24 protein-coding genes are annotated in these 20,340 nt (G+C 66.1%); 17 read left to right on the top strand and 7 right to left on the bottom strand.

Going from position 1 to position 20,340, the window contains the following annotated elements; genetic code table 11:
* Positions 1-19 precede the first annotated feature (19 nt).
* The 3 genes from catC to WFK36_RS02720 are packed head-to-tail and all read left to right on the top strand — an operon-like array spanning position 20 to position 1,679.
* Positions 20-310 carry a muconolactone Delta-isomerase gene (gene catC / locus WFK36_RS02730; protein WP_336789464.1) on the top strand — a complete coding sequence of 97 codons (291 nt, stop codon included), beginning with the start codon at positions 20-22 and terminating at the stop codon, positions 308-310.
* Entirely contained in the window at positions 307-1,005 is a 699-nt protein-coding gene (locus tag WFK36_RS02725; protein ID WP_336789462.1) for a 3-oxoacid CoA-transferase subunit A, read from the top strand. Before catC ends, WFK36_RS02725 begins: the two co-directional genes overlap by 4 nt.
* On the top strand, positions 1,005-1,679 hold the full coding sequence (locus WFK36_RS02720; RefSeq protein ID WP_336790937.1) for a 3-oxoacid CoA-transferase subunit B: 675 nt from the start codon (positions 1,005-1,007) through the stop codon (positions 1,677-1,679). Before WFK36_RS02725 ends, WFK36_RS02720 begins: the two co-directional genes overlap by 1 nt.
* Before the next feature lie 16 nt (positions 1,680-1,695).
* Here WFK36_RS02720 and pcaD read toward each other — a convergent pair whose 3' ends face one another.
* Positions 1,696-2,487, bottom strand: a complete 792-nt coding sequence (gene pcaD / locus WFK36_RS02715; protein ID WP_336789460.1) for a 3-oxoadipate enol-lactonase — start codon at positions 2,485-2,487, stop codon at positions 1,696-1,698.
* 85 nt (positions 2,488-2,572) lie between these two features.
* Here pcaD and WFK36_RS02710 point away from each other — a divergent pair, with 85 nt between their 5' ends.
* From WFK36_RS02710 to WFK36_RS02680, 7 genes are all read left to right on the top strand, one after another.
* Positions 2,573-3,484, top strand: a complete 912-nt coding sequence (locus WFK36_RS02710) for a LysR family transcriptional regulator (RefSeq protein WP_336789458.1) — start codon at positions 2,573-2,575, stop codon at positions 3,482-3,484.
* Between the two features lie 114 nt (positions 3,485-3,598).
* Positions 3,599-4,000 (top strand): hypothetical protein, encoded by a 402-nt coding sequence (locus WFK36_RS02705; RefSeq protein WP_336789456.1) that lies wholly within the window; start codon positions 3,599-3,601, stop codon positions 3,998-4,000.
* 51 nt (positions 4,001-4,051) lie between these two features.
* Positions 4,052-5,002, top strand: coding sequence for a ferritin family protein (locus WFK36_RS02700; RefSeq protein WP_336789454.1), 951 nt, complete (start codon positions 4,052-4,054; stop codon positions 5,000-5,002).
* Complete coding sequence (locus tag WFK36_RS02695) at positions 4,999-5,286, top strand: MmoB/DmpM family protein (RefSeq protein WP_336789452.1); 288 nt, start codon at positions 4,999-5,001, stop codon at positions 5,284-5,286. Before WFK36_RS02700 ends, WFK36_RS02695 begins: the two co-directional genes overlap by 4 nt.
* Positions 5,287-5,356: 70 nt before the next feature.
* The gene (locus WFK36_RS02690) at positions 5,357-6,913 is read left to right on the top strand and encodes a ferritin family protein (RefSeq protein WP_336789450.1); all 1,557 of its coding nucleotides are present in this window, start codon (positions 5,357-5,359) and stop codon (positions 6,911-6,913) included.
* 5 nt (positions 6,914-6,918) lie between these two features.
* Positions 6,919-7,242 (top strand): phenol hydroxylase subunit P4, encoded by a 324-nt coding sequence (locus WFK36_RS02685; RefSeq protein ID WP_336789448.1) that lies wholly within the window; start codon positions 6,919-6,921, stop codon positions 7,240-7,242.
* A gap of 10 nt (positions 7,243-7,252) precedes the next feature.
* Positions 7,253-8,320 carry a 2Fe-2S iron-sulfur cluster-binding protein gene (locus WFK36_RS02680; protein WP_336789446.1) on the top strand — a complete coding sequence of 356 codons (1,068 nt, stop codon included), beginning with the start codon at positions 7,253-7,255 and terminating at the stop codon, positions 8,318-8,320.
* 17 nt (positions 8,321-8,337) lie between these two features.
* Here WFK36_RS02680 and WFK36_RS02675 read toward each other — a convergent pair whose 3' ends face one another.
* From WFK36_RS02675 to WFK36_RS02660, 4 genes are read right to left on the bottom strand one after another with little or no spacing between them, the layout of a single operon-like run.
* Complete coding sequence (locus WFK36_RS02675) at positions 8,338-9,825, bottom strand: flavin-containing monooxygenase (protein WP_336789444.1); 1,488 nt, start codon at positions 9,823-9,825, stop codon at positions 8,338-8,340.
* A gap of 37 nt (positions 9,826-9,862) precedes the next feature.
* A complete protein-coding gene (locus WFK36_RS02670; RefSeq protein ID WP_336789442.1) occupies positions 9,863-11,239 on the bottom strand; it encodes an FAD-binding oxidoreductase in 1,377 nt (458 codons plus the stop codon).
* Between the two features lie 3 nt (positions 11,240-11,242).
* Positions 11,243-12,166: a quinone oxidoreductase family protein gene (locus WFK36_RS02665; RefSeq protein WP_336789440.1), complete on the bottom strand. Its 924-nt coding sequence runs from the start codon at positions 12,164-12,166 to the stop codon at positions 11,243-11,245.
* 22 nt (positions 12,167-12,188) lie between these two features.
* Positions 12,189-12,371, bottom strand: coding sequence for a hypothetical protein (locus tag WFK36_RS02660; RefSeq protein ID WP_008375868.1), 183 nt, complete (start codon positions 12,369-12,371; stop codon positions 12,189-12,191).
* Positions 12,372-12,490: 119 nt separating this feature from the next.
* Between WFK36_RS02660 and WFK36_RS02655 the strand changes: the two genes are divergently transcribed.
* Complete coding sequence (locus WFK36_RS02655; protein WP_336789437.1) at positions 12,491-13,333, top strand: aldo/keto reductase; 843 nt, start codon at positions 12,491-12,493, stop codon at positions 13,331-13,333.
* A 36-nt stretch (positions 13,334-13,369) separates the two neighbouring features.
* Positions 13,370-14,539 (top strand): aminotransferase class I/II-fold pyridoxal phosphate-dependent enzyme, encoded by a 1,170-nt coding sequence (locus WFK36_RS02650; protein WP_336789435.1) that lies wholly within the window; start codon positions 13,370-13,372, stop codon positions 14,537-14,539.
* Positions 14,540-14,641: 102 nt separating this feature from the next.
* Here the strand turns inward: WFK36_RS02650 and WFK36_RS02645 are convergent, their stop codons facing one another.
* Together WFK36_RS02645 and WFK36_RS02640 are read right to left on the bottom strand one after the other, a co-directional pair.
* Complete coding sequence (locus WFK36_RS02645; RefSeq protein WP_336789433.1) at positions 14,642-15,100, bottom strand: NUDIX hydrolase; 459 nt, start codon at positions 15,098-15,100, stop codon at positions 14,642-14,644.
* Positions 15,093-15,656, bottom strand: a complete 564-nt coding sequence (locus WFK36_RS02640; RefSeq protein ID WP_008375872.1) for a PadR family transcriptional regulator — start codon at positions 15,654-15,656, stop codon at positions 15,093-15,095. The genes WFK36_RS02645 and WFK36_RS02640 overlap by 8 nt, the downstream gene beginning before the upstream one ends.
* 106 nt (positions 15,657-15,762) lie before the next feature.
* On the opposite strand from WFK36_RS02640, the gene WFK36_RS02635 reads away from it, so the two are divergent.
* The 5 genes from WFK36_RS02635 (at position 15,763) to WFK36_RS02615 (ending at position 20,328) form a co-directional block, all read left to right on the top strand.
* The gene (locus tag WFK36_RS02635; protein ID WP_336789431.1) at positions 15,763-16,194 is read left to right on the top strand and encodes a nuclear transport factor 2 family protein; all 432 of its coding nucleotides are present in this window, start codon (positions 15,763-15,765) and stop codon (positions 16,192-16,194) included.
* A complete protein-coding gene (locus WFK36_RS02630; RefSeq protein WP_336789429.1) occupies positions 16,182-16,574 on the top strand; it encodes a VOC family protein in 393 nt (130 codons plus the stop codon). Before WFK36_RS02635 ends, WFK36_RS02630 begins: the two co-directional genes overlap by 13 nt.
* A gap of 13 nt (positions 16,575-16,587) precedes the next feature.
* Positions 16,588-17,862 (top strand): 3-phosphoshikimate 1-carboxyvinyltransferase, encoded by a 1,275-nt coding sequence (gene aroA / locus WFK36_RS02625; RefSeq protein ID WP_336789427.1) that lies wholly within the window; start codon positions 16,588-16,590, stop codon positions 17,860-17,862.
* Positions 17,859-18,899, top strand: coding sequence for a ribosome small subunit-dependent GTPase A (gene rsgA, locus WFK36_RS02620; protein WP_336789425.1), 1,041 nt, complete (start codon positions 17,859-17,861; stop codon positions 18,897-18,899). Before aroA ends, rsgA begins: the two co-directional genes overlap by 4 nt.
* Positions 18,900-18,993: 94 nt before the next feature.
* Positions 18,994-20,328 carry a cytochrome P450 gene (locus WFK36_RS02615; RefSeq protein ID WP_336789423.1) on the top strand — a complete coding sequence of 445 codons (1,335 nt, stop codon included), beginning with the start codon at positions 18,994-18,996 and terminating at the stop codon, positions 20,326-20,328.
* Positions 20,329-20,340: the final 12 nt, after the last annotated feature.

Genomic DNA, 20,340 nt, shown 5'->3' with positions numbered 1-20,340 from the left:
CGATGAAAGGCCTACGCTGATGCCCCTCTACGCCGTCCGGATGGACGTCGCGATCCCCGACACCCTCGACCCGCAGGTCGCAGCCGAGACGCTAGCCGCCGAGAAGGCCTACAGCCAGGAGCTTCAACGCGGCGGGGAGTGGGTGCACATCTGGCGCTGTGTGGGCGAATACGCCAACATCTCCGTCTTCGACGTCGCCGACAACGAACGCCTCCACGAGATCCTGTGGGGCCTTCCCCTGTTCAAGTACATGTCGATCGAAGTGACGCCCCTGGCCACTCATCCGTCCGACATCGGTGCGATGGAATGAGCGCGGCGACCTTCCACGGTGACGACGTCGACTCCGCAGTCGAAGGCGTCCCCGACGGTGCGACGGTGCTCATCGGTGGCTTCGGACTCGCCGGCATGCCGTTCGACCTCATCGACGGCCTCATCAGGCAGGGCGCCTCCGGGCTGACGGTCGTCAGCAACAACGCGGGCAACGGCGACCAGGGACTCGCGGCTCTGTTGGCTGCGGGCAGGGTCGCGAAGGTGGTGTGCTCATTTCCGCGGCAGTCCGACTCGTGGGTCTTCGATCAGCTGTACCGGTCGGAGGAGGTCGAACTCGAGGTGGTGCCGCAGGGCAATCTCGCCGAACGCATGCGCGCGGCGGGCGCTGGGATCGGGGCGTTCTACTCCCCTACCGCTGTCGGCACACCGCTAGCAGCAGGAAAGGAGATTCGCGAGATCAACGGTCGCACTTACCTCCTCGAGTACCCCATCCACGGTGACGTCGCGCTGATCGCGGCCGACCGCAGCGACCGCATGGGGAATCTCGTGTACCGCAAGACCGCCCGCAATTTCGGGCCGGTGATGGCGGCCGCCGCGGCCACCACGATCGTTCAGGTCGATCAGGTCGTCGACACCGGAACCATCGACCCGGAGTCCGTCGTGACACCCGCGATCTACGTGGACAGGGTGCTCACCGCACCGTCTCGTCGTCTTTCCGTGCAAGGAGCCCGATGATGTCCAATCCCTCAGCGACCATCCGCATCGCCGACGGCGTTGTCGAGCACACCACCGGGCCTCTCGATCGAGCGCGCCTCGCAGCCCGCATTGCTGAGGACATCCCGCCCGGGGCATTCGTGAATCTCGGCATCGGACAACCTACGACAATCGCGGACCACCTGGGCCCTGATTCCGGGGTGGTCCTGCACACCGAGAACGGCATGCTCGGGATGGGCCCGGCCGCGCACGGAGTCGACGTCGACTCCGACCTCACCAATGCGGGCAAGGTACCCGTCACCGAGCTTCCGGGAGCGTCGTACTTTCACCACGCAGACTCGTTCGCGATGATGCGCGGAGGCCACCTGGACATCTGCGTGATGGGCGCCTACCAGGTGTCGTTCAGCGGCGACCTGGCGAATTGGAGCACCGGCGCCGCCGACGACATACCCGCGGTGGGCGGAGCGATGGACCTGGCAATCGGAGCCAAGCAGGTGTTCGTGATGATGACGCTGTCGACTCGCGACGGCCGCCTGAAGCTTGTACCGGAATGCAGTTATCCGTTGACCGGTGTCGCCTGCGTCAGCAGAGTCTTCACGCCAGAGGCCGTCATCGACTGCGGCGCGGACGGAGCGGTCATCACACATACGTACGGAGTCGCGGCGGCAGAACTTCGGGACAAACTCACCGTCTGATGCGATGCGATCGGAGTCAGCCGAGGAGATGAGCGAGCAGCGCGGCGACGACGGCGTCGGGCTGCTCGTCGTTCGCGAGGTGCGCGGCCGATTCGATCACGGTGAACCGCGCGCCCGGGACCGCTCGAGCGATCGCCTCGAGAACGGCGGGCGGCGCCGCCGGATCGTCCGCTCCCGCGATGCATACAGTCGCCGCGGTGATCGTCGGAAGGAGCGGACGCAGGTCCATGGTGGCGATCGCCTCGCAGCATGCGGCATACCCTTCCGCCGGGATACCGGAGATCATCGCTTCCGCGGCTGCAGCTCGCTCGGGTTCCGACTCGAGGAACGCCGGCGTGTACCACCGTCCCACGGTGGCAGCAGCGATCACGGACGTGCCCTGCGAACGAACTGTCGCCGCGCGCGCACGCCAGGCGACTTCGTCGTCGTACGCGGGACTGGTGCACAACAGCGCGAGACGATCGACGCGGTCCGGGTACCGGGCTGCGAGGGACATCGCGGTCATGCCGCCGAGCGACAGTCCGACGACGTGTGCACAACGCACTCCGAGCCTGTCGAGGAGCCCGACGGCGTCGTCGGCGAGTTGGTCGATCGTGTAGGGACCCGCCGGGACCGGCGATTCGCCGTGGCCCCGCGTGTCGTAACGGACCACGCGGAAGTGACGGGCCAAGGCGGCCGTCTGCCGATTCCACATGGAGCGGGTGGAACCGATCGAGTTGGACAGCAGGACGACGGGTGCATCCGGCGTGGGTCCGTCGATCACGTCGTAGGCGACCGAAACGCTTCCAGCGCTCTCCAGGATTGTCATGCCACCAGCGTATGAAGCCTGATAAAGATGTGCCATTACCTGTTGGGGCACAAATTCAGATCTCGTGAGTATGAGTAGGACGACTATGGAACTGCGTCATCTCCGGTACTACATCGCCGTCGCGGAAGAGTGCCACTTCGGCCGGGCCGCCGCCCGCCTGCACATCGCCCAGCCCCCACTGTCACAACAGATCAAACAGTTGGAGACAGAGCTCGGCGTCACACTGCTGCTGCGGTCCACGCGGAAAGTTGAACTCACCGAAGCAGGCGAACGCTATCTGGAGCGAGCCCGAGCCGTCATCGACGCAGTCGACGCCGCAGGCACCGAAGCCACCCGGATCGCAGACGGCCGCCTGGGACGGCTCGGGATCGGCTTCACCGGATCCGCCACCTACGAGTTGCTGCCCAGTCTTGCCCGACTTCTGCGCGCCGAGTTGCCCGGGGTGGAACTCGATCTGCACGGTGAGATGCTGACCCCCAGTCAAGCCGCCGCGCTCCACGACGGGACGATCGATCTCGGTTTCCTCCGCCCGCCCGTCCACGACCCCGACCTCCATCACGAGACCGTTCGCACGGAGCCGTTGATCGCGGTGGTCCCCCAGTCCCATCCGCTCGCCTCCAGGACCGGGGGCATCACCGTCGCAGATCTGGCCGACGAACCGTTCATCACTTATCCGTCACAACATCGGTCCGTGGTTCTCGACGTGGTCCTCGACGTCTGCGCGCGGGCCGGATTCACTCCGCAGGTGCGGCACGAGGTCGGCGAGACTTCAACACTCGTGTCTTTCGTCGCCGCCGATCTCGGGGTGGCGTTGGTCCCCGATTCGGTGCGCCACCTGCACATCACCGGGGCCGTCTACCTGCCCCTCCTGGACGATCCGCCCGGCGTGGCTCTCGCAATCGCGACCCGGCGCGGCGACACGTCACCGCAGCTCACACGCGTACTCGAGGTGGTCCGCGGCGCTCTCGGCACCCACGGCGATGAGTCCGTCAACTAATACTCAGCAACTCTGAATCGACGCGAATTAGGTACTTCAGTCCCCCTGGCGAGTGTGTGACGCTGCTTACATGAATGCAGCACCGATGCTTCACATCACTCCCTGGAGAACGCGATGACACCTTTCATGTGGAGAGTTCAAGAGTTGCTCGACGGCGGCCCCGAGTCGTCACCACAGACCGAACCGTCTGACGAAGTGAGCGTCGCGGAAGGCGCCGACACCCAGGTCATCATTCGGTCGCTCGCCGAACAACTCGTCAGCGAGGCCAACGCCGTCCTCGCCTGGCACGACGGCGGCGGCCCCGGCGGCGAGTTGACTCTGATCGACGAGACCGGCCCCGGCGCGCTCTCCTTCACTCTCGGCTTCGGCGCGCGCCGCGCCCGGATCCAGACGGTCATCTCCGGCCACACCGCGACCGCGTCACTGGTCACCGAGGACGGCGGCGACGCTCCGCGCCGCCTCACCGACGAGGAACAGGTACAGGACCTGGTCCTCGAACTCCTCTCCCGCAACTGACATCCCGCGGCGATCGCCGCACCCGAGAACAGCCCTTCCAGGAGGAATCCGGTGCAATACGAACTGCGCTACAAGGTCATCGAACCGAAACGGCAGACCTACCAGAACATCATCGACAGATTCGGCGACCAGTCCGCCACTCGCTACCAGGAAGCGACGCTCGACATCGAGCCGCGGGAGAACTTCCACTACCGCCCCACGTGGATTCAGGACAGGGAACTCTACGACGAGAAGTACTCCGCCCTCCGCCTCACCGACCCCTACTCGTACACCGATCCCCGGCAGTTCTACTACACCCCGTACGTGACCAACCGGGCCGCGCTCCACGACGAGTTCGGCAAGACGCTCGCATACGTGGAGGAACGCGACTTGCTGGCGAAGATGCCGGAACCGTGGCGTGCGGTCATGGCCTCGGTGATCGTGCCGCTCCGCCACTATGAGTCGGGTGCGCAGCTCGTCAGCGTCACGGGCGCGCGTTTCGCCTACGGCACGTCACTGTCCCAGTGTGCATCGTTCGCGGCCTTCGACAGGATCGGCAACGCACAGATGATCTCCCGCGCCGGCATCGCATTCGGAAGCGGCACCGCGGACGTTCTGACGACGGCCAAAGAGGAGTGGATGAACGGCGAGCACCTGCAGCCGCTGCGCAGGCTCGTCGAAGAGATCATGGTCATCGACGATTGGGCCGAAGGACTCCTCGCGATCGACGCGATCGACCGTCGCCTGTACCCCGTCATGTACCACGGCCTCGACGAAGCCGCACTGATGGGCGGCGCAGGCGCCTACAGCCTCTTCGCGCAGTATCTGACCACCTGGTTCACCGACCAGCGCAAGTGGCTGGACGCGCTGATCAAGGCGTGGGTCGGCGATCCCGAACACGGCGAGGCGAATACGGCGGTGCTCGACCGCATCGAATCCGAATGGGGCGCTCGTGCCGACGAGGCCGTGGGTGCGTTGACCGCCGTCGTCCGCGGTCATCTCGGAGAGGCGGCAGAGGCATGACCGTCGAACAGGCCCGCCCAGTCGGGATCGATCTCCAGGAGTCCGACGACAACCGCGCACTCGTCGACGCGATCCGGAACGACAACCCCGATCTGCAGATCCGGGCTCTCCCCGGGCTGATGAAGCTGTCGGCTCCCGGCCGCATCGTGATCAACCGAGAGTCCGTCGAAGAGCGGTTGGGTCGCGAGTGGGAGACCGGAGAGTTCCAACTCGCGATCGTCTCCTACACGGGCAACTTCGCCGAATGGGACGACGACCAGATCATCGTCGCCTGGGATCACTGAATCACCACCGCGCGACACCATCAACCATCGACAGGCCCGCGGCGCGACGCGCCAGAAGTGAGACATCATCATGACCACAGCAAAGACCCCGGACACGACAAGCACAGGCACCAAGCCGCGCCGCCCGAAGAAGCTCCCGATGAAGCAGCGGTACTCGTTGCTCACTCGCGATCTTGACTGGGAGCCGTCGTACGTCGAGCGCGAGACGCTCTATCCCTACACCAGCTACGAGGGAATCAAGGTCCACGACTGGGACGGTTGGGAGGATCCGTTCCGGCTGACAGTCGACTCGTACTTCAAGTACCAGGCGGAGAAGGACAAGCGCCTCTACGCGGTGCTCGACTCATTCGCGCAGAGCCAGGGCCATCTCGGGTTGTCCGACGCGTCATATCTGAACGCGATCAAGCTCTTCATTCAGGGCGTGACGCCGCTCGAGTACCAGGCGCACCGGCACTTCGCGTATCTCGCAAGGTACCTCGAAGGTCCGGCGCCGCGTTTCGCCGCGCTCTGCCAGAGTGTCGACGAGCTCCGTCACTGCCAGACGCAGATCCACACGATCAGCAACTACAACAAGTACTACGACGGGTTCCACTCCTTCTCGCAAATGCACGACCGCGTCTGGTATCTGTCCGTGCCGAAATCGCTGTTCGACGACGCGATGACCGCGGGGCCGTTCGAGTTCCTGATCTCGATCTCGTTCAGCTTCGAGTACCTGCTGACGAATCTGCTGTTCGTGCCGTTCATGTCGGGCGCCAGCTACAACGGCGACATGCCGACGATGTCGTTCGGCTTCTCAGCACAGTCCGACGAGAGTCGACACATGACCCTCGGTCTCGAGGCGATCAAGTTCCTCCTGGAGCAGGACGAAGGCAACGTCCCGATCATCCAGGAGTGGGTCGACAAGTGGTTCTGGCGGGCGTACCGCATGTCGGCACTGGTGGCCGGAATGATGGACTACATGCTGCCCAAGCCGGTGATGAGCTGGAAGGAGGCGTTCGAGCTCTACTTCGAGCAGCAGATGCTCGGAGGACTGTTCCCGGACCTGGAGTTCTACGGCATCAAACCGCCGCGTCACGTCAAGGACGCGATCGCGGAGAAGGACAAACTGTCGCACGAGGTCTACAAGATCCTGCACAACTTCTCGTTCGCGGCGTCGTTCACCACCACCACTCCCGACGACGAGAAGATGGCATGGCTGTCCGACCAGTACGGCGAGACGTTCGACACCGTCTACAAGCCGACCTGGGAGAAGCATCGGCGAACCGAGGAAGCCGGCGGCCGCGTCTTCTTCCAGGGCCTCCCCCAACTCTGCCAAGTCTGTCAGGTGCCGATGGCGTTCACCGAGAGCGACGATCCGACGAAGATCTCGTTCCGCAGGAGTGCGTTCCGCGACGAGACCTACCACACCTGCAGCGACGGATGTCAGTGGATCTTCGAGCGGGAGCCGGAGAAGTACGTGCAGGCCTGGCTGCCCGTCCACCAGATCTACCAGGGCAACTGCGGCGGCCCGACAGTTCCGGAGGTCCTCGACTGGTACGGCATTCAGGAGGGCGACAACGGCGAGTACCGCGGGTCTCGTGACCATCAGTCGTGGCTCGAATGGCATTCAAACGGATCGGAGGCCTGAGCATCATGGCTGTCAAAGCACTGTACGACTACGACTTCCCAGCCGCTGACCGCAAAGAAGTGTTCGGAGACGATCAACTCGTCTACGTGCACTGGCGCGGAAATCTCCTGTTCTGCTCGGCCGCCTGTTTCCGTGCGCCCAGCTCGATGCCGTTCGGAACGTTCGTGTCCGACATCGTCGTCCCCTGGGCCGCGAGCGACCCCGATTTCGATCCCGCTTCGATCAGCGGGTGGCGACTGTTCGACGACGACTTCACCGCCTCGCCGGAGACGTCGCTGGCCGACGCGGGCGTCGGGCACAAGGGCCTGTTGACCTTCTCGACGACCTAGGAGGCACGCGATGACTGAGACGTTCACAGTCCACGTCGAACCGTTGGGCGCCACGCTGTCGTGCCGCGACGATCAGACGATTCTCGACGCATGTCTGCGCAATGGAGTGTGGCTTCCGCACGCCTGCACACACGGCACATGCGGTACCTGCAAAGCGGAGGTGCTGGACGGCGACGTCGACCTCGGCGACGCGTCGCCGTATGCACTGGTGGACAGCGACCGCGACGACGGGTTCGCACTGATGTGTGTGGCGAAACCATGCGAGGACGTCGTGATCGAGGGTGACGTCGACTTGGAGGACGGCGTCGAGATCCATCCGGTGAGGGACTTCTCCGGAACCGTGACGGCCCTCGACGACATCGCCCCGGATGTCCGGCGACTCGTGATCACCTTGTCGGAGCCGCTCGCGTTCAACCCCGGTCAATACGTGCAGCTGAACCTGCCGGACGGCGACAATCGGCCGTATTCGATCGCGAGCCCGCCGAGTGAACCCGACGTCATCGAGTTGCACGTGAAACGATCGCCCGACGGTGTCGCGACGGACGGCTGGATCTTCGCTGATCTCGCTGCAGGTGACGAGGTCAGTCTGTCTGGGCCCTACGGCCAGTTCTTCTATCGCCCGGCGAAGGACAAACCACTGATCCTGTTGGGCAGCGGAACGGGCCTGGCGCCGCTCAAGTCCATCCTGCGTCACGTCATGGAACTGGACGACGAGGGCGAATGGGAACACGATGTGGTCCTGTACCACGGTGTCGCCCAGGTCGACGGGCTGTACGACCGGGACTGGTTCTCCGACGCCGCGGATGAGAGGGACTGGTTCTCGTATCGCCCAGCGGTGTCCCGCGAGGAACACGAAGGCAGGCGGGGCCGAGTCCCGGTGCTGCTTGCGGAGGACTTTCCGAAGGCCGGCGGCAACGCCGCCTACATCTGCGGCAACCCGTCGATGGTCGAGGACACGATGAAGGCGTTGATGAAGTCACGGCTGTTCCCGCGTGACATCTACCGCGAGGACTTCTTCGACTCCGCCGACCGCGCCGCCGGTGGGCACGTGGTGAGGAGCCCGCTGATCAAACGGTGAAGCGCACTGTTCCGCCGTCAGGCGTACGTGTAGTCGTCGAGCGGGAAGTTCTCCATCTCGCGCAGGGTCGACAGCGTCGCCTGGGGGCGGAGCAGGGTCGCTTCGCCGTGTTGGTTGAAGTAGTAACTCCTCGACGACGCGCAGTCGCCTGCGTAGAACACCGAGTCGCCGAGTCTTTCGGTCGACTTGTCGAGGTAGGCGGAGTTCGCCTGCTCGGTGACCTCGAAACGGTCCGCGCCGCGCTTCCGCAGCTCCCCGAACAGTCGGGCGATGTGTCGCATCTGGCCCTCGATGGTCGTGAAGTACGAGAGGCCGCTGTAGGAGTACGGGCTGTTCAAGGTGAGGAAATTGGGGAACTTCGGGACGGCCACACCTTCGTACGCCTGGAACCGGCCGTCGCGCCACCACTTCCCCAGGTCCCGACCGTCGCGCCCGATCACCTGGAACGCGGGGAAGTTCACGTCCCACAGGTTGAAGCCGGTCGCAAGGACCAGCGTGTCGACCGGGATCTTCTTCTCGCCCTCGACGACGATCCCGTCGGCCTCCACTCGGACGATCGACGACGTCTCGAGGTCGACGTCCGGCTGGTTGAACACTGGGAAGTACGTGTTGCTGAACGTCGGGCGTTTGCACCCGAAGTCGTAGGCGGGGGTGAGCTGTCGGCGGGTGTTCGCGTCACGCACCTGCGCGCGCATGTGCGCTTTGGCGAGCAGAGCAGCGAGCCGATTTCCAGGCTTGGCCTGGCGGTAATGGAGCACGCCGACGACCATCAGCAACTCGAGCATCGACGTGTTGATCGCTCGGGCCGCCCTCTGCGTCGCCGGCACTGCGCCGAAGAGTCGACGGATCGGAGCCGGGATCGGGAAGTCGACTTTCGGCACTACCCAGATCGGGGTTCGCTGGAACACCGTCAGGTGACGAGCCGACTTCGCGATCTCGGGGATCAACTGGACCGCGGTGGCACCGGTTCCGATCACCGCGGCACGTCTGCCCGCGAAGTCGTAGCCGTCCTGCCATGCGGTCGTGTGGATGATGTCGCCTGCGAACGACTCGATGCCGGGGAAATCGGGGGTGTACGGCTGCGACAGGAATCCGGTGGCGGTCACGAGGAACTGCGCTGTACGGCTGGCGCCGTCCGTGGTGTGAACCGTCCAGAACCCGGCGTCGTCCCACTCGGCGCGTTCGACGGTGACCCCGAACTCCATGTGCCTGCGGAGGTCGTAGGTGTCGGCGACGTGCTCGGCGTACTTCTTGAGTTCAGCGCCGGGCGCAAACAGCCTGGTCCAGTTCGGATTCGGTTCGAATGAATACGAGTAGGTGACCGAGGCGATGTCGACTGCCAGTCCCGGGTAGTGATTCACGTGCCAGGTGCCGCCGAGGTCGTCTTCACGCTCGAGGATCGCCAGATCGGAGATCCCCTGCCGCTTCAGTTCGATCCCGGCCCCGATGCCGCCGAATCCAGCGCCGACGATGATCGCTTGGTGATCAAGTGCCAGGTCATTCATCACAGCTCCCCAGTTGTCCGTAACCCGTCGTCACAGATTACCCGGATTCGAAAAAGATCACACCGGGGTTCAACAGTTGACCTGGATCGAGAGCGCCCTTGATCGCTCGCATCGCGGCGATGTCGACGGCGTCGCGGCCGAGGCCGATCGAGGCTGCCTTCGCTCGGCCGATGCCGTGTTCGGCGCTGATGCTGCCGCCGAGCTCAACGACGATCCCCAACACGCAGTCGGCAACAGTCTGACGATTCTCAGCAGGGACGTCGAGCAGGTTGACGTGGATGTTGCCGTCGCCGATGTGACCGAACTGGACCGCTCGTAACCCGGCGCGGGCCGCGAACTCGTCGACCCTGCTGATGAGTTGATGCACATCGCCCATCGGCACCGAGACGTCGAGTTTCACCGGAGGTGTGGTGGAGGAACGAGCGATGGTCTCGGTGTGCGATTCGCGCACTCGCCACAGGTCGCGTGCCGGTCCGGCGTCCACGACGGCGTCGAGCACGTCGTCGCCCGCCCTCGCGAGTGATTCGGACAGTTCCTCGACTCCCCCGACGATCTCCAGGAGCAGCGTCGCACCGGCGTCGATCTGCGTCCGGACACCGGTGCCGGCTACAAGATCGACTCCGGTTCGGGTCATGATCTCGGCGGCCTCAACAGTGTGGCCGGACCGTTGGACGGCGATGAACACTCGCCGTGCCGCGTCGACGTCTGCGGCGCCGACCAGCGCGACCGCAGTCCGGTACGTGCGTTGGACAAGCCGCAGGAGCACACGCGTGACGACGGCGAGTGTGCCTTCGCTGCCCGCGATCAGGCCGGGCAGGTGATATCCGACGTTGTCTTTGCGCAGCGGCCGCCACCGCGTGACCACGTCGCCGGACGGGAGCACCGCTTCGAGCCCGAGGACCTGGGAGCGCATGTCGCCGTATCGGATCATGCGGATGCCGCCGGCGTTCGTGGCAACCATGCCGCCGATGGTCGCGGAGTCGCGCGCCGCAAGGTCGACGCCGAACATCAGGCCGAGTTCGGGGATCGTAGTGGTGGCGGTGTGCACCGCGGCCAAGGTCGCACCTGCCCCCGCCGCAATGCATTGCCCCGAGCCGTCGGGCATTCCGATGGTGTCGAGCCTGCGCAGCGACAGCAGCACCCACGGTCGTGAGTCGTTCGGTGGCGGCGTCGATCCGCCGACGAGACCGGTGTTTCCGCCCTGCGGGGTCACTTTCACATCGTGTGCGGTGCACAAACCGAGCACGGCCGCCACTTCTGCCGTGTCGGCGGGACGGACCACCACCGCGTCGCCGTGCCACTCTCCTGTCCAGTCCGTCAGATACGGTGCCGCGACATCGGACTCCGTGAGGACGTGGGTGTCGCCGACGATCGCGCGCAGGGCACGCACGATCTGGGCGTTCGGTACAGCCACGACCTACGGATGCAGGATGTACTTGCCGCGGGGATGCCTGCCGGCAAGCGCGTCGAACGAATCGGCCGCATCGTCGAACGTGGACGTCCCCGCGACCTCGATCACGATCCGACCGTCGGCGGCAGCGGCGAGCAACGGTTGGACCGCGTCGCGGCGATGCCGCTTGCTCGCGTCGGTGGAACCGTCGAGGATCGTGATGCCGTCCCCCGCCCGGCCCCAGGCGGCGATGCTCGCGATCCGCCCCGGTTCGACCAGATCCAGCGAGACGTCGATCGCGTCATCGACCCCCACCGTGTCGATCACAGCGGTCACCGGGGTCGTCGCGGCTGATCGGACGGCGTCCAGCAGCACCGAGTGATGGTCGACTGGCGTCGCGCCGAGGGCACGGACAGCCTCGTGATTCGCCGGGGACGCCGTCGCGATGACGGTGGCCCCGCGGCTGACGGCGAGTACCACCGCGATCGATCCGACCGCGCCTGCGCCGCCGTGCACGAGAACCGTGTCGGTCTCGGTGATGTCGAGGGTCTCGACGAGGTCGTATGCCGTGACTCCGGCGAGGAGCAGCCCTGCTGCCTGGTCGAAGTCGACGGTGTCGGGCAGTGTGTGCACCGACGCCGCGGGTGCGACGACGGTCTCGGCGAACGCTCCGGACACCGGGTAGACGACCACACGATCGCCTGCCGCCGGCCCGGTGCCCGCCGCGGCCTCCCGGACCACCCCGGAGCATTCGTTTCCGATCTGCAAGGGCAGCTTCGCCGGGTCCTCTCCCATGACGCCCTGGACGCTCTTCACGTCGAACGGGTTGATCCCCGCGGCGCGGACATCGACGGTCACCGTGCCGACAGACGCGGTCGGCAGTTCGACATCGACGACGGTGAGGACTTCACGGGGTGCGCCGAATGCTGTCGCAACGAGTTTCCGAGTCATGCGGCCCATCGTAGGCCGCGAGTCAGCCCTTCGACTTGAACAGCGAGTAGGCGCCGACGGCTGCGAGGGCGAACAGTCCGATCCAGAACGCCGCGTGCAGAATCGGCCCGATCAGCGACACCGCGACGATGATCGCGATGACGATGGCCACGATCTTCCAGATCGAGACGCCGGTGGACGATGTGTTGTCAGTGAATGTGCTCATGCCTTCACGGTGCCACCGCCAGAGACGGAAAGCACCAGTCCAGAGCCGATCCCAGGGAGAAGATCCGGGTGTTCACCCATCCGGGAATACTCGGACCGCGCGACCGCATTGAACATGTCATGGCAGACAACACCATTCCGTCCATCACCCTCAACAACGGCGTCGACATCCCGCAGCTCGGATTCGGCACGTACCAGATTCCCCCGCGCGAGACGAAGGGCGCAGTCTTGACCGCCCTGGAGGCCGGCTACCGCCACATCGACACCGCGCAGATGTACGGCAACGAGCGTGAGGTCGGCGAGGCGGTCCGCGAGTCGGGCCTGTCGCGGTCGGACGTGTTCGTCACCAGCAAGCTGAACAACAACGCCCATGATCCGGCTGTCGCTGTGGACGCCGTGGCCCGCTCGACCGACGAGCTCGGCCTGGGTCCGATCGACCTGTACCTCGTCCACTGGCCGCTGCCCGAGGTCGGCGACTTCGTCGACACGTGGCGCGCTCTCGAAGGCCAGTACCGGTCGGGCGCCCTCCGCACGATCGGTGTCTCGAACTTTCAGCAGGCGCACCTCGAGCGACTGCTCGCGAACACCGAAGTGGTCCCCGCGGTGAACCAGATCGAGGTGCATCCCTACTTCCAGCAGGCCCCGCTGCGCGCATTCAACCGCGACCACGGCATCGTCACCGAGGCGTGGGCGCCCATCGGCCAGGGCGCCGTCCTCGACGACTCCGTGCTCGCCGAGATCGCGGGACAGGTGGCGCGCACCGTCGCACAGGTGACACTGCGGTGGCACATTCAGCGTGGCGACGTGATCTTCCCGAAGTCGTCGTCGCCAGCCCGGGCCGCCGAGAACAGCGCTCTGTTCGACTTCGAGTTGTCGGACGAGCAGGTCGCCCGGATCGACGCACTCGACGCCGACCGCAGGCTGGGCCCGGATCCCGACACCTTCAATTGGGTTCCGGCCTGATCGTCGCTCCCGGCGTGCGGTGCATACGATGACCGCATGCGCTTCTCCCGCCGAGCCGAGGCAGTCACGCCGTTCTACGCCATGGAGTTCGGCAAGCATGCCGCCGAGTTGGAGGCGACCGGCGTCCATGTCGTGAAGTTGAACATCGGCGAGCCGGACTTCGGTGCGCCACCCGCGTTCTTGGAAGCGATTCGTGGCCTCACCGACGGCCGTCCGCTCGCCTACACCGGCGCGCTCGGCCTTCCGGAACTGCGTGAACGCATCGCACAGTTCAGCGGCGCGCAGTTCGGTGCACCGATCGACGCCCGTCGTGTGGTGGTCACGACGGGCGCGTCGGCGGCGCTGCTGCTGTCGTGCGCGGCGCTCATCGACCCGGGCGACGAAGTACTGGTGGGCGATCCGTCATACCCGTGCAACCGGCGCTTTGCGGAGAGCTTCGGCGCGGACGTCCGCCTGCTCGGCACCGGACCGTCGTCCCGCTTCCAGCTCACGCCGGATGACGTCGCAGATGCGTGGTCGGAGCGCACACGCGGCGTGATGATCGCGTCGCCGTCCAATCCGACGGGCACATCGCTCGCGTACGACGACCTGCTCGATCTCTGCCGCGTCGCCGAGGACCGGGACGGGTGGCGGATCGTCGACGAGATCTACCTCGGCCTCGCCGACGGCGAGCGGCGGAGCGTCGCCGCCGACGATCCCGGCGCGATCGTGATCAACAGCTTCTCGAAGTACTTCGGGATGACGGGTTGGCGACTCGGTTGGGCGGTGCTTCCGGAGGAGATGATTCCAGTGGCCGAACGCCTCGCGCAGAACTACTACATCTGTCCGCCGACACCATCGCAGATGGCGGCGCTGACCTGCTTCGATCCGCAGACCATCGCCGAGGCGGAGGCACGTCGGAACACCTTGCACGGCCGACGGAACCTGGTCCTCGACGGTCTTCGGCGCATCGGTTTAGACGTTCCGGTTCCCCCGGACGGCGCGTTCTACGTGTACGTCGATGTCAGTCCAACCGGCCTGACTGCTTCGGAGTTCTGCGAGCGGGCGCTCGCTTCGGCTCACGTCGCTCTGACCCCTGGCAAGGATTTCGGCGACATCGGCGCCGAACGGTACGTCCGCCTGTCCTACGCCACCGCCGAGTCCGACCTCCGCATCGGTCTCGAGCGCCTCGGGGAGTTCGTATCTGGACTGCCTGCCGCCGAGTGAGCTCGGTGCACTCACGCCGGTTCTCAAGTATCAGTCTCGTCATCGATGATCGAGGGAAGATTGCCCTCGGCTATCGATGACGAAGCTGACTTTTGAACCACCTCAACGATTCTCGATCAGCCTGTCGACGAAGTCCGATTGTGCGGCGTTGAGCTTCACGCGTGCTTCCGTCGCGCAGAACCATCCCGCCCGATCGACCTCCGGAAACGTCTGCATGCGGCCCGATTTCGGCGGCCATGCCATCTCGAAAACGTTGCTGACGATCGCGTCTGAGTCCAGATCGCCTTCGACCGCGAATCCATGCACGAGCTTGCCGCTGCGAAGTCGGACCACGCCGAGGTCGACGGTCTCGCCCTCGGGAGCGATATGCCCGGTCTCCTCGGCGAACTCGCGACGAGCGGCGCTGAGCACGTCCTCACCGGGCTCCACCAGGCCCTTCGGTATCGACCACGCGCCGTCGTCCTTGCGTGCGAAGAACGGTCCGCCGGGGTGCACGAGCAGCACTTCCAACTCGTGCGCACCGGTGCGATACATCAGGATTCCGGCACTCACCTCAGGCATCGTCGCCCTCCCTTTCCAGAACCCGAAGCACGGTCTCGCTCCAGGCGATGTTCTCCCGCTCGAACGACAGCCCGCGCAACAGAGTCAGGTACGGTCCCGCCACTCGCTCGTCCGCATACAGGGCGGCATCGGACCGTCCGGCCCGATACTTCGCTTCGAGGCGTTCGTAGTGCGCCAGCTTTCGCCGCGAGGCGTCCAGTCGATCACGAACGGCGGTGCAGACGGCGACACGGTCGGCGGCGGCGACACTCTGCACCATCACCATCATCTCGTCGCGGATCGCCACCGGCTTGGCACCGTCGCGTGCGTTGGCCTCGAGTTCGGCCAGACCCGCATCGGTGATCGTGAGCATGCGCTTGTCGGGCCTGCGCTCCTGGACGACAACCCGCGCAGACACGAGCCCGGCCGCCTCCATGCCGTCGAGTTCGCGGTAGATCTGCTGCGGCGACGCCACCCAGAACGTCGCACGTTCTGGAGTGAACTCCTTGGCGAGGTCGTAGCCCGACGACTCCCCCACGGTCAGAAGAGTCGCCAGCAACGCGTGCCGAAGTGCCATGCAACCAGATTAGTCAACAAATTGACGGCTGATCCCTGGACAGGCCGACAGCCGCAAGCCCATACTCGAACGGAAAGGTAATCAATTTTTTGACTAAGGAGCACCCATGCGCGAGTTCCGCGAAGCCGTCGACGCCCGCGACCACGAGGCCATCGACCGACTCCTCGCCGACGACGTCGTCTTCACCAGCCCGGTCGCGTTCAAGCCGTACCACGGACGTCACATCACCGCCGCCATCCTGCGCGGAGTGATCCGGGTGATGGGCGACGGCTTCCACTACGTCCGCGAGTACAGCAGCGCCGACGGCCGCGATCACGCTTTGATGTTCGAGACGACAATCGACGGCAAAGCCCTTACCGGCACCGACTTCATACACGTGAACGACGACGGCAAGATCGACGACTTCATGGTGATGGTCCGCCCACTCACCGCGGCGCAGGCCCTCGCCGAGGCCATGGGCGCCCAGTTCGAACGCATCGGTCAGGAAGCCGCCGAGGCGGCCACTCGCCCGTCTACCGTGGACACATGGAGGTCTTGACCAGCCGCATTCTGCTGACTTCATCCGATCCCGCAGCCCTCACGGACTTCTACCGCGACCGACTCGGGCTCGCGATCGCCCGCGAATACCCGGGCGGCGTCGTGTTCCACGCCGGGACCAGCCACATCGAGATCCCCGCGCACATGCCACCGGGGCGGCAGTCCGGCGGCGACACCCTGTGGCTGCAGGTCCGGGACATCCGGTCCGAACGCGACCGTCTCGCGGCCGACGGAGTGCCGATCGGCTCCGAGCCGGAGACCAAACCCTGGGGGCTGGTGGAGATGTCGATCTCCGACCCGGATGGGCGGACGATCATCATCGTTGAGATCCCCGCCGATCATCCGCTGCGCCGCGACCAGAGGCCTCCCGCGCAGACGTGAAAGACTGGACCTCATGAGCAACTGGCTGTCGCCTTATGTCACAGGATCGGTCGACGCGGTCGTCGACCTGCCCGGATCGAAGTCGATCACCAACCGCGCTCTGATCTTGGCGGCGCTCGCCGACGGCCCGTCGCGCGTCACGGGCACGCTGCGCAGCCGCGACACCGACCTGATGCTCGCAGGCCTGGCCGCACTCGGCACCGGGATCACCGCCGACCCGGCGGACCCGACCAGCGTCGAGGTGACACCAGCACCGCTGCACGGAGGCTCGGTCGACTGCGGCCTCGCAGGGACAGTGATGCGATTCCTGCCGGTCGCGGCAGCTCTCGCCACCGGCGACGCCGCGTTCGACGGTGACGAGCAGGCTCGGACCCGCCCGCTGCACACGGTTCTCGACGCCCTTCGCGACCTGGGCGTCTCGATAGACGGCGACTCGCTGCCGTTCACCGTCCACGGCACCGGCGCGGTGGCAGGCGGTCCAGTCACGATCGACGCGTCGGCGTCGTCGCAGTTCGTGTCGGCGCTGCTGCTGTCCGCCGCACGCTTCACCGATGGAGTGCAGATCACGCACTCCGGCGCACCGGTGCCGTCCATGCCGCACATCGACATGACAGTCGACATGCTCCGCACCGCAGGCGTGCACGTGGAGGCCGCCTCCGACAACACGTCGTGGACGGTCCACCCCGGTTCGATCTCGGCCGTCGACTGGGCTATCGAACCCGACCTCTCCAACGCCGCCGCGTTCCTCGCCGCCGCTGCTGCAACCGGAGGGCGCGTCAGCGTCCCCCGCTGGCCGTCCACCACCACCCAACCGGGAGCGGAGATCGTCGGCATCCTCGAGCGGATGGGCGCCGTCGCGTCGCGCGGCGACGACGGCCTGCTCACCGTGACCGGCCCCGATGTCCTGTCGCCGATCGACGCGGACCTGCGGGATGTCGGCGAACTGACACCGACGATCGCAGCACTCACCGCACTGGCGCACGGCACGTCGACGCTCCGCGGCATCGCGCACCTGCGCGGCCACGAGACCGACCGGCTCGCGGCCCTCACCACGGAGATCAACAGGCTCGGCGGCGACTGCCGGGAGACCGACGACGGACTCGTGATCACCGGCGTCCCGCTCCGTGCAGGCGTGTGGCAGACATACGCGGACCATCGAATGGCGACGGCGGGATCCCTGCTCGGGCTGCGGGTTCCGGGAGTCGAGATCAACAACGTCGGCACCACCGCAAAAACCCTGCCCGACTTCGTGTCGATGTGGGAGACGATGGCCGGGACTGCCTCTTGAGCCGCGGCGCCAAGAACAAGAGCGCTCAGGCGTACGACGAGTCGGATGTCCGCATCCGACCCGGCAAGGGCACTCGACCACGCACCAAGACACGACCCGCACACGCCGACGCCCAGACCGCGATGGTCGTGTCCGTCGACCGGGGACGGTGGGGGTGTGTGCTCGACGACGATCCAGATCGCCGGATAGTGACCATGCGTGCCAGGGAACTCGGCCGGACCCCGATAGTCGTCGGCGACCGGGTCGGCGTGGTCGGCGACCTGTCCGGCAGACCCGACACCCTCGCCAGGATCGTCCGCGTCGAGGACCGACGAACCGTCCTCCGGCGGACCGCGGACGACACCGACCCGTACGAACGGATCGTCGTCGGCAACGCAGACCAACTGCTGATCGTCACCGCACTCGCCGATCCGCCCCCGCGGACCGGATTCGTCGAACGCGCGCTCGCAGCGGCGTACGCCGGTGGACTGTCGCCGGTCCTCTGCCTCACCAAGTCGGATCTCGCAGCGCCCGCCGAGTTCTCGGCGCACTTCGCCGATCTCGATCTCCCCGTCATCGTCGCCGGCCGCGACGATCCGCTCGACGAGTTGTGGGAGACGCTCGACCACAAACTCACCGCCCTGATCGGGCACTCCGGTGTGGGCAAGTCGACGCTCGTCAACCGCCTCGTGCCGGACGCCGATCGTGCGACCGGCGTCGTGTCCGGAGTCGGAAAGGGCAGGCACACGTCGACGCAGTCCGTCGCGCTTGCACTCCCCGGCGGTCGCGGGTGGGTGGTCGACACCCCCGGCATCCGTTCATTCGGCCTCGCCCACGTGACGCCGGATCAGATCATCGACGCTTTCGACGATCTCCGCGATGCGACAGACGACTGTCCCCGCGGATGCACCCACCTCGGTCCGCCCGCCGATCCGGAATGTGCACTCGACGCTCTCGAAGGCACGTCGTATCGCCGTGCCATGGCAGTGCGTGAACTCCTCGCATCAGTCAGTGCGACCGGCCCGGCCGACGAGCCGCCGGTCGACGCCGCCCCCTGATCAACCGCTCGCCCCTTGCCTCTCTCGTCCCGAGTGCGTAGGTTCGTCACCACGTGGTACGCACATGTACCATCGGGAACCGCAAAGGACGAACATGACTTCGACGCGCACCGGATCCACCCGCCGTCCGCCGACCGCCCCCTTCCCGTTGCTCACCGGGACGCTCACCCTGGGATCGGGCAGCCGGGCGGCGAGGCGACATCTCCGAGAGAGGTACGGCGACGCGTACCACGTCAAGGTGGTCGGGTTGGGCGACCTCGTGGTCGTGAGCGACAAGGACCTCGCCCGCCAGGTGTACCGGGCCGATCCAACCGTGCTGCACGCCGCGAACGCCATCGGACCGGTCCTCGGCGGCCACTCTCTGTTCTCGTTCGACGAGGACAAACACCGCACCCAGCGCAAGATGCTGACGCCGCCGTTCACCGGTGCGGCACTGCGCAGGCATCACGAGATCATGCTCGACGAGGCACGACGCGAGATCGCCACCTGGCCGGTCGGCGAGCGCTTCGCGTCACTTCCATCGATGAACGCCATCACGATGCGGGTGATCCTGCGCGCGGTCTACGGAATGAACCACGGCGGCCCCGCATTCTCCGCACTCGCCGAGGATCTCCCCCGATTCGTGCAGGTAGGGCAGGCACTCGCTCTCAGTACGTTCCTCCAGCGGGACTTCGGCCGCTTCTCCCCCGGCGGATCGCTCACCCGGTTCCGACGCAAGCACGCCGCGGTCGTCGACGAGCTGGCCGAGCAGGCTCGGCACGATCTCGACGCGGGACGTGAACGCTCTGACGTCCTGTCGATACTGGTCGCCGCCCGCGACGCCGACGGGCTACCGCTGTCTCGTGACGAGCTCGTCGACAATCTGCTGGCGCTGGTGATCGCCGGATACGAGACCACGGCCGGAACGCTGGCGTGGACGCTCGAACGCATCACTCGGCACCCAGACCTCCTGCGACGGCTTCAAGTCGAGGCACGTTCCGGCGACTCGGACGACCTCCGCGCGGCCACCCTCGCCGAGGTGCAGCGCACCCGGCCCATCGTTCAGCAGACTCTCCGGCGCGCGATGGCGCCGTTCCCTCTCGGCGACTACCTGATCGACGAGGGCCAGACGATCGTGGTCGACGCACGATCCATCCACGACGACGCGGCCAATCACGAACGGCCCGGCGACTTCGACCCCGATCGGTACGTCGGTTCGCGCGTGGACCCGTCCACCTGGATCCCGTTCGGCGGCGGCCTGCGCCGATGCATCGGCGCGTCGTTCGCGCAGGCAGAGATGGACATCGTTCTCCGTGAAGTCCTCCGCGGGGTCGACCTCGCTCCGACGACGGCCCGGCGCGAACCCACGAGGTTCCGCGGCGTCACCTACTCCCCGGGCCGGGGCGGCGAGATCGAAGTGATCCGGCACTCGAGCCCTGACGGCGGGTAGTCTCATGTCCCG

Origin of the sequence: Gordonia malaquae, assembly GCF_037148075.1 — a bacterium.
Lineage (GTDB): Bacteria > Actinomycetota > Actinomycetes > Mycobacteriales > Mycobacteriaceae > Gordonia > Gordonia malaquae.
The sequence above is the reverse complement of the archived record's forward strand: the minus strand, read 5'-3'. Positions and strand labels throughout refer to the sequence as shown.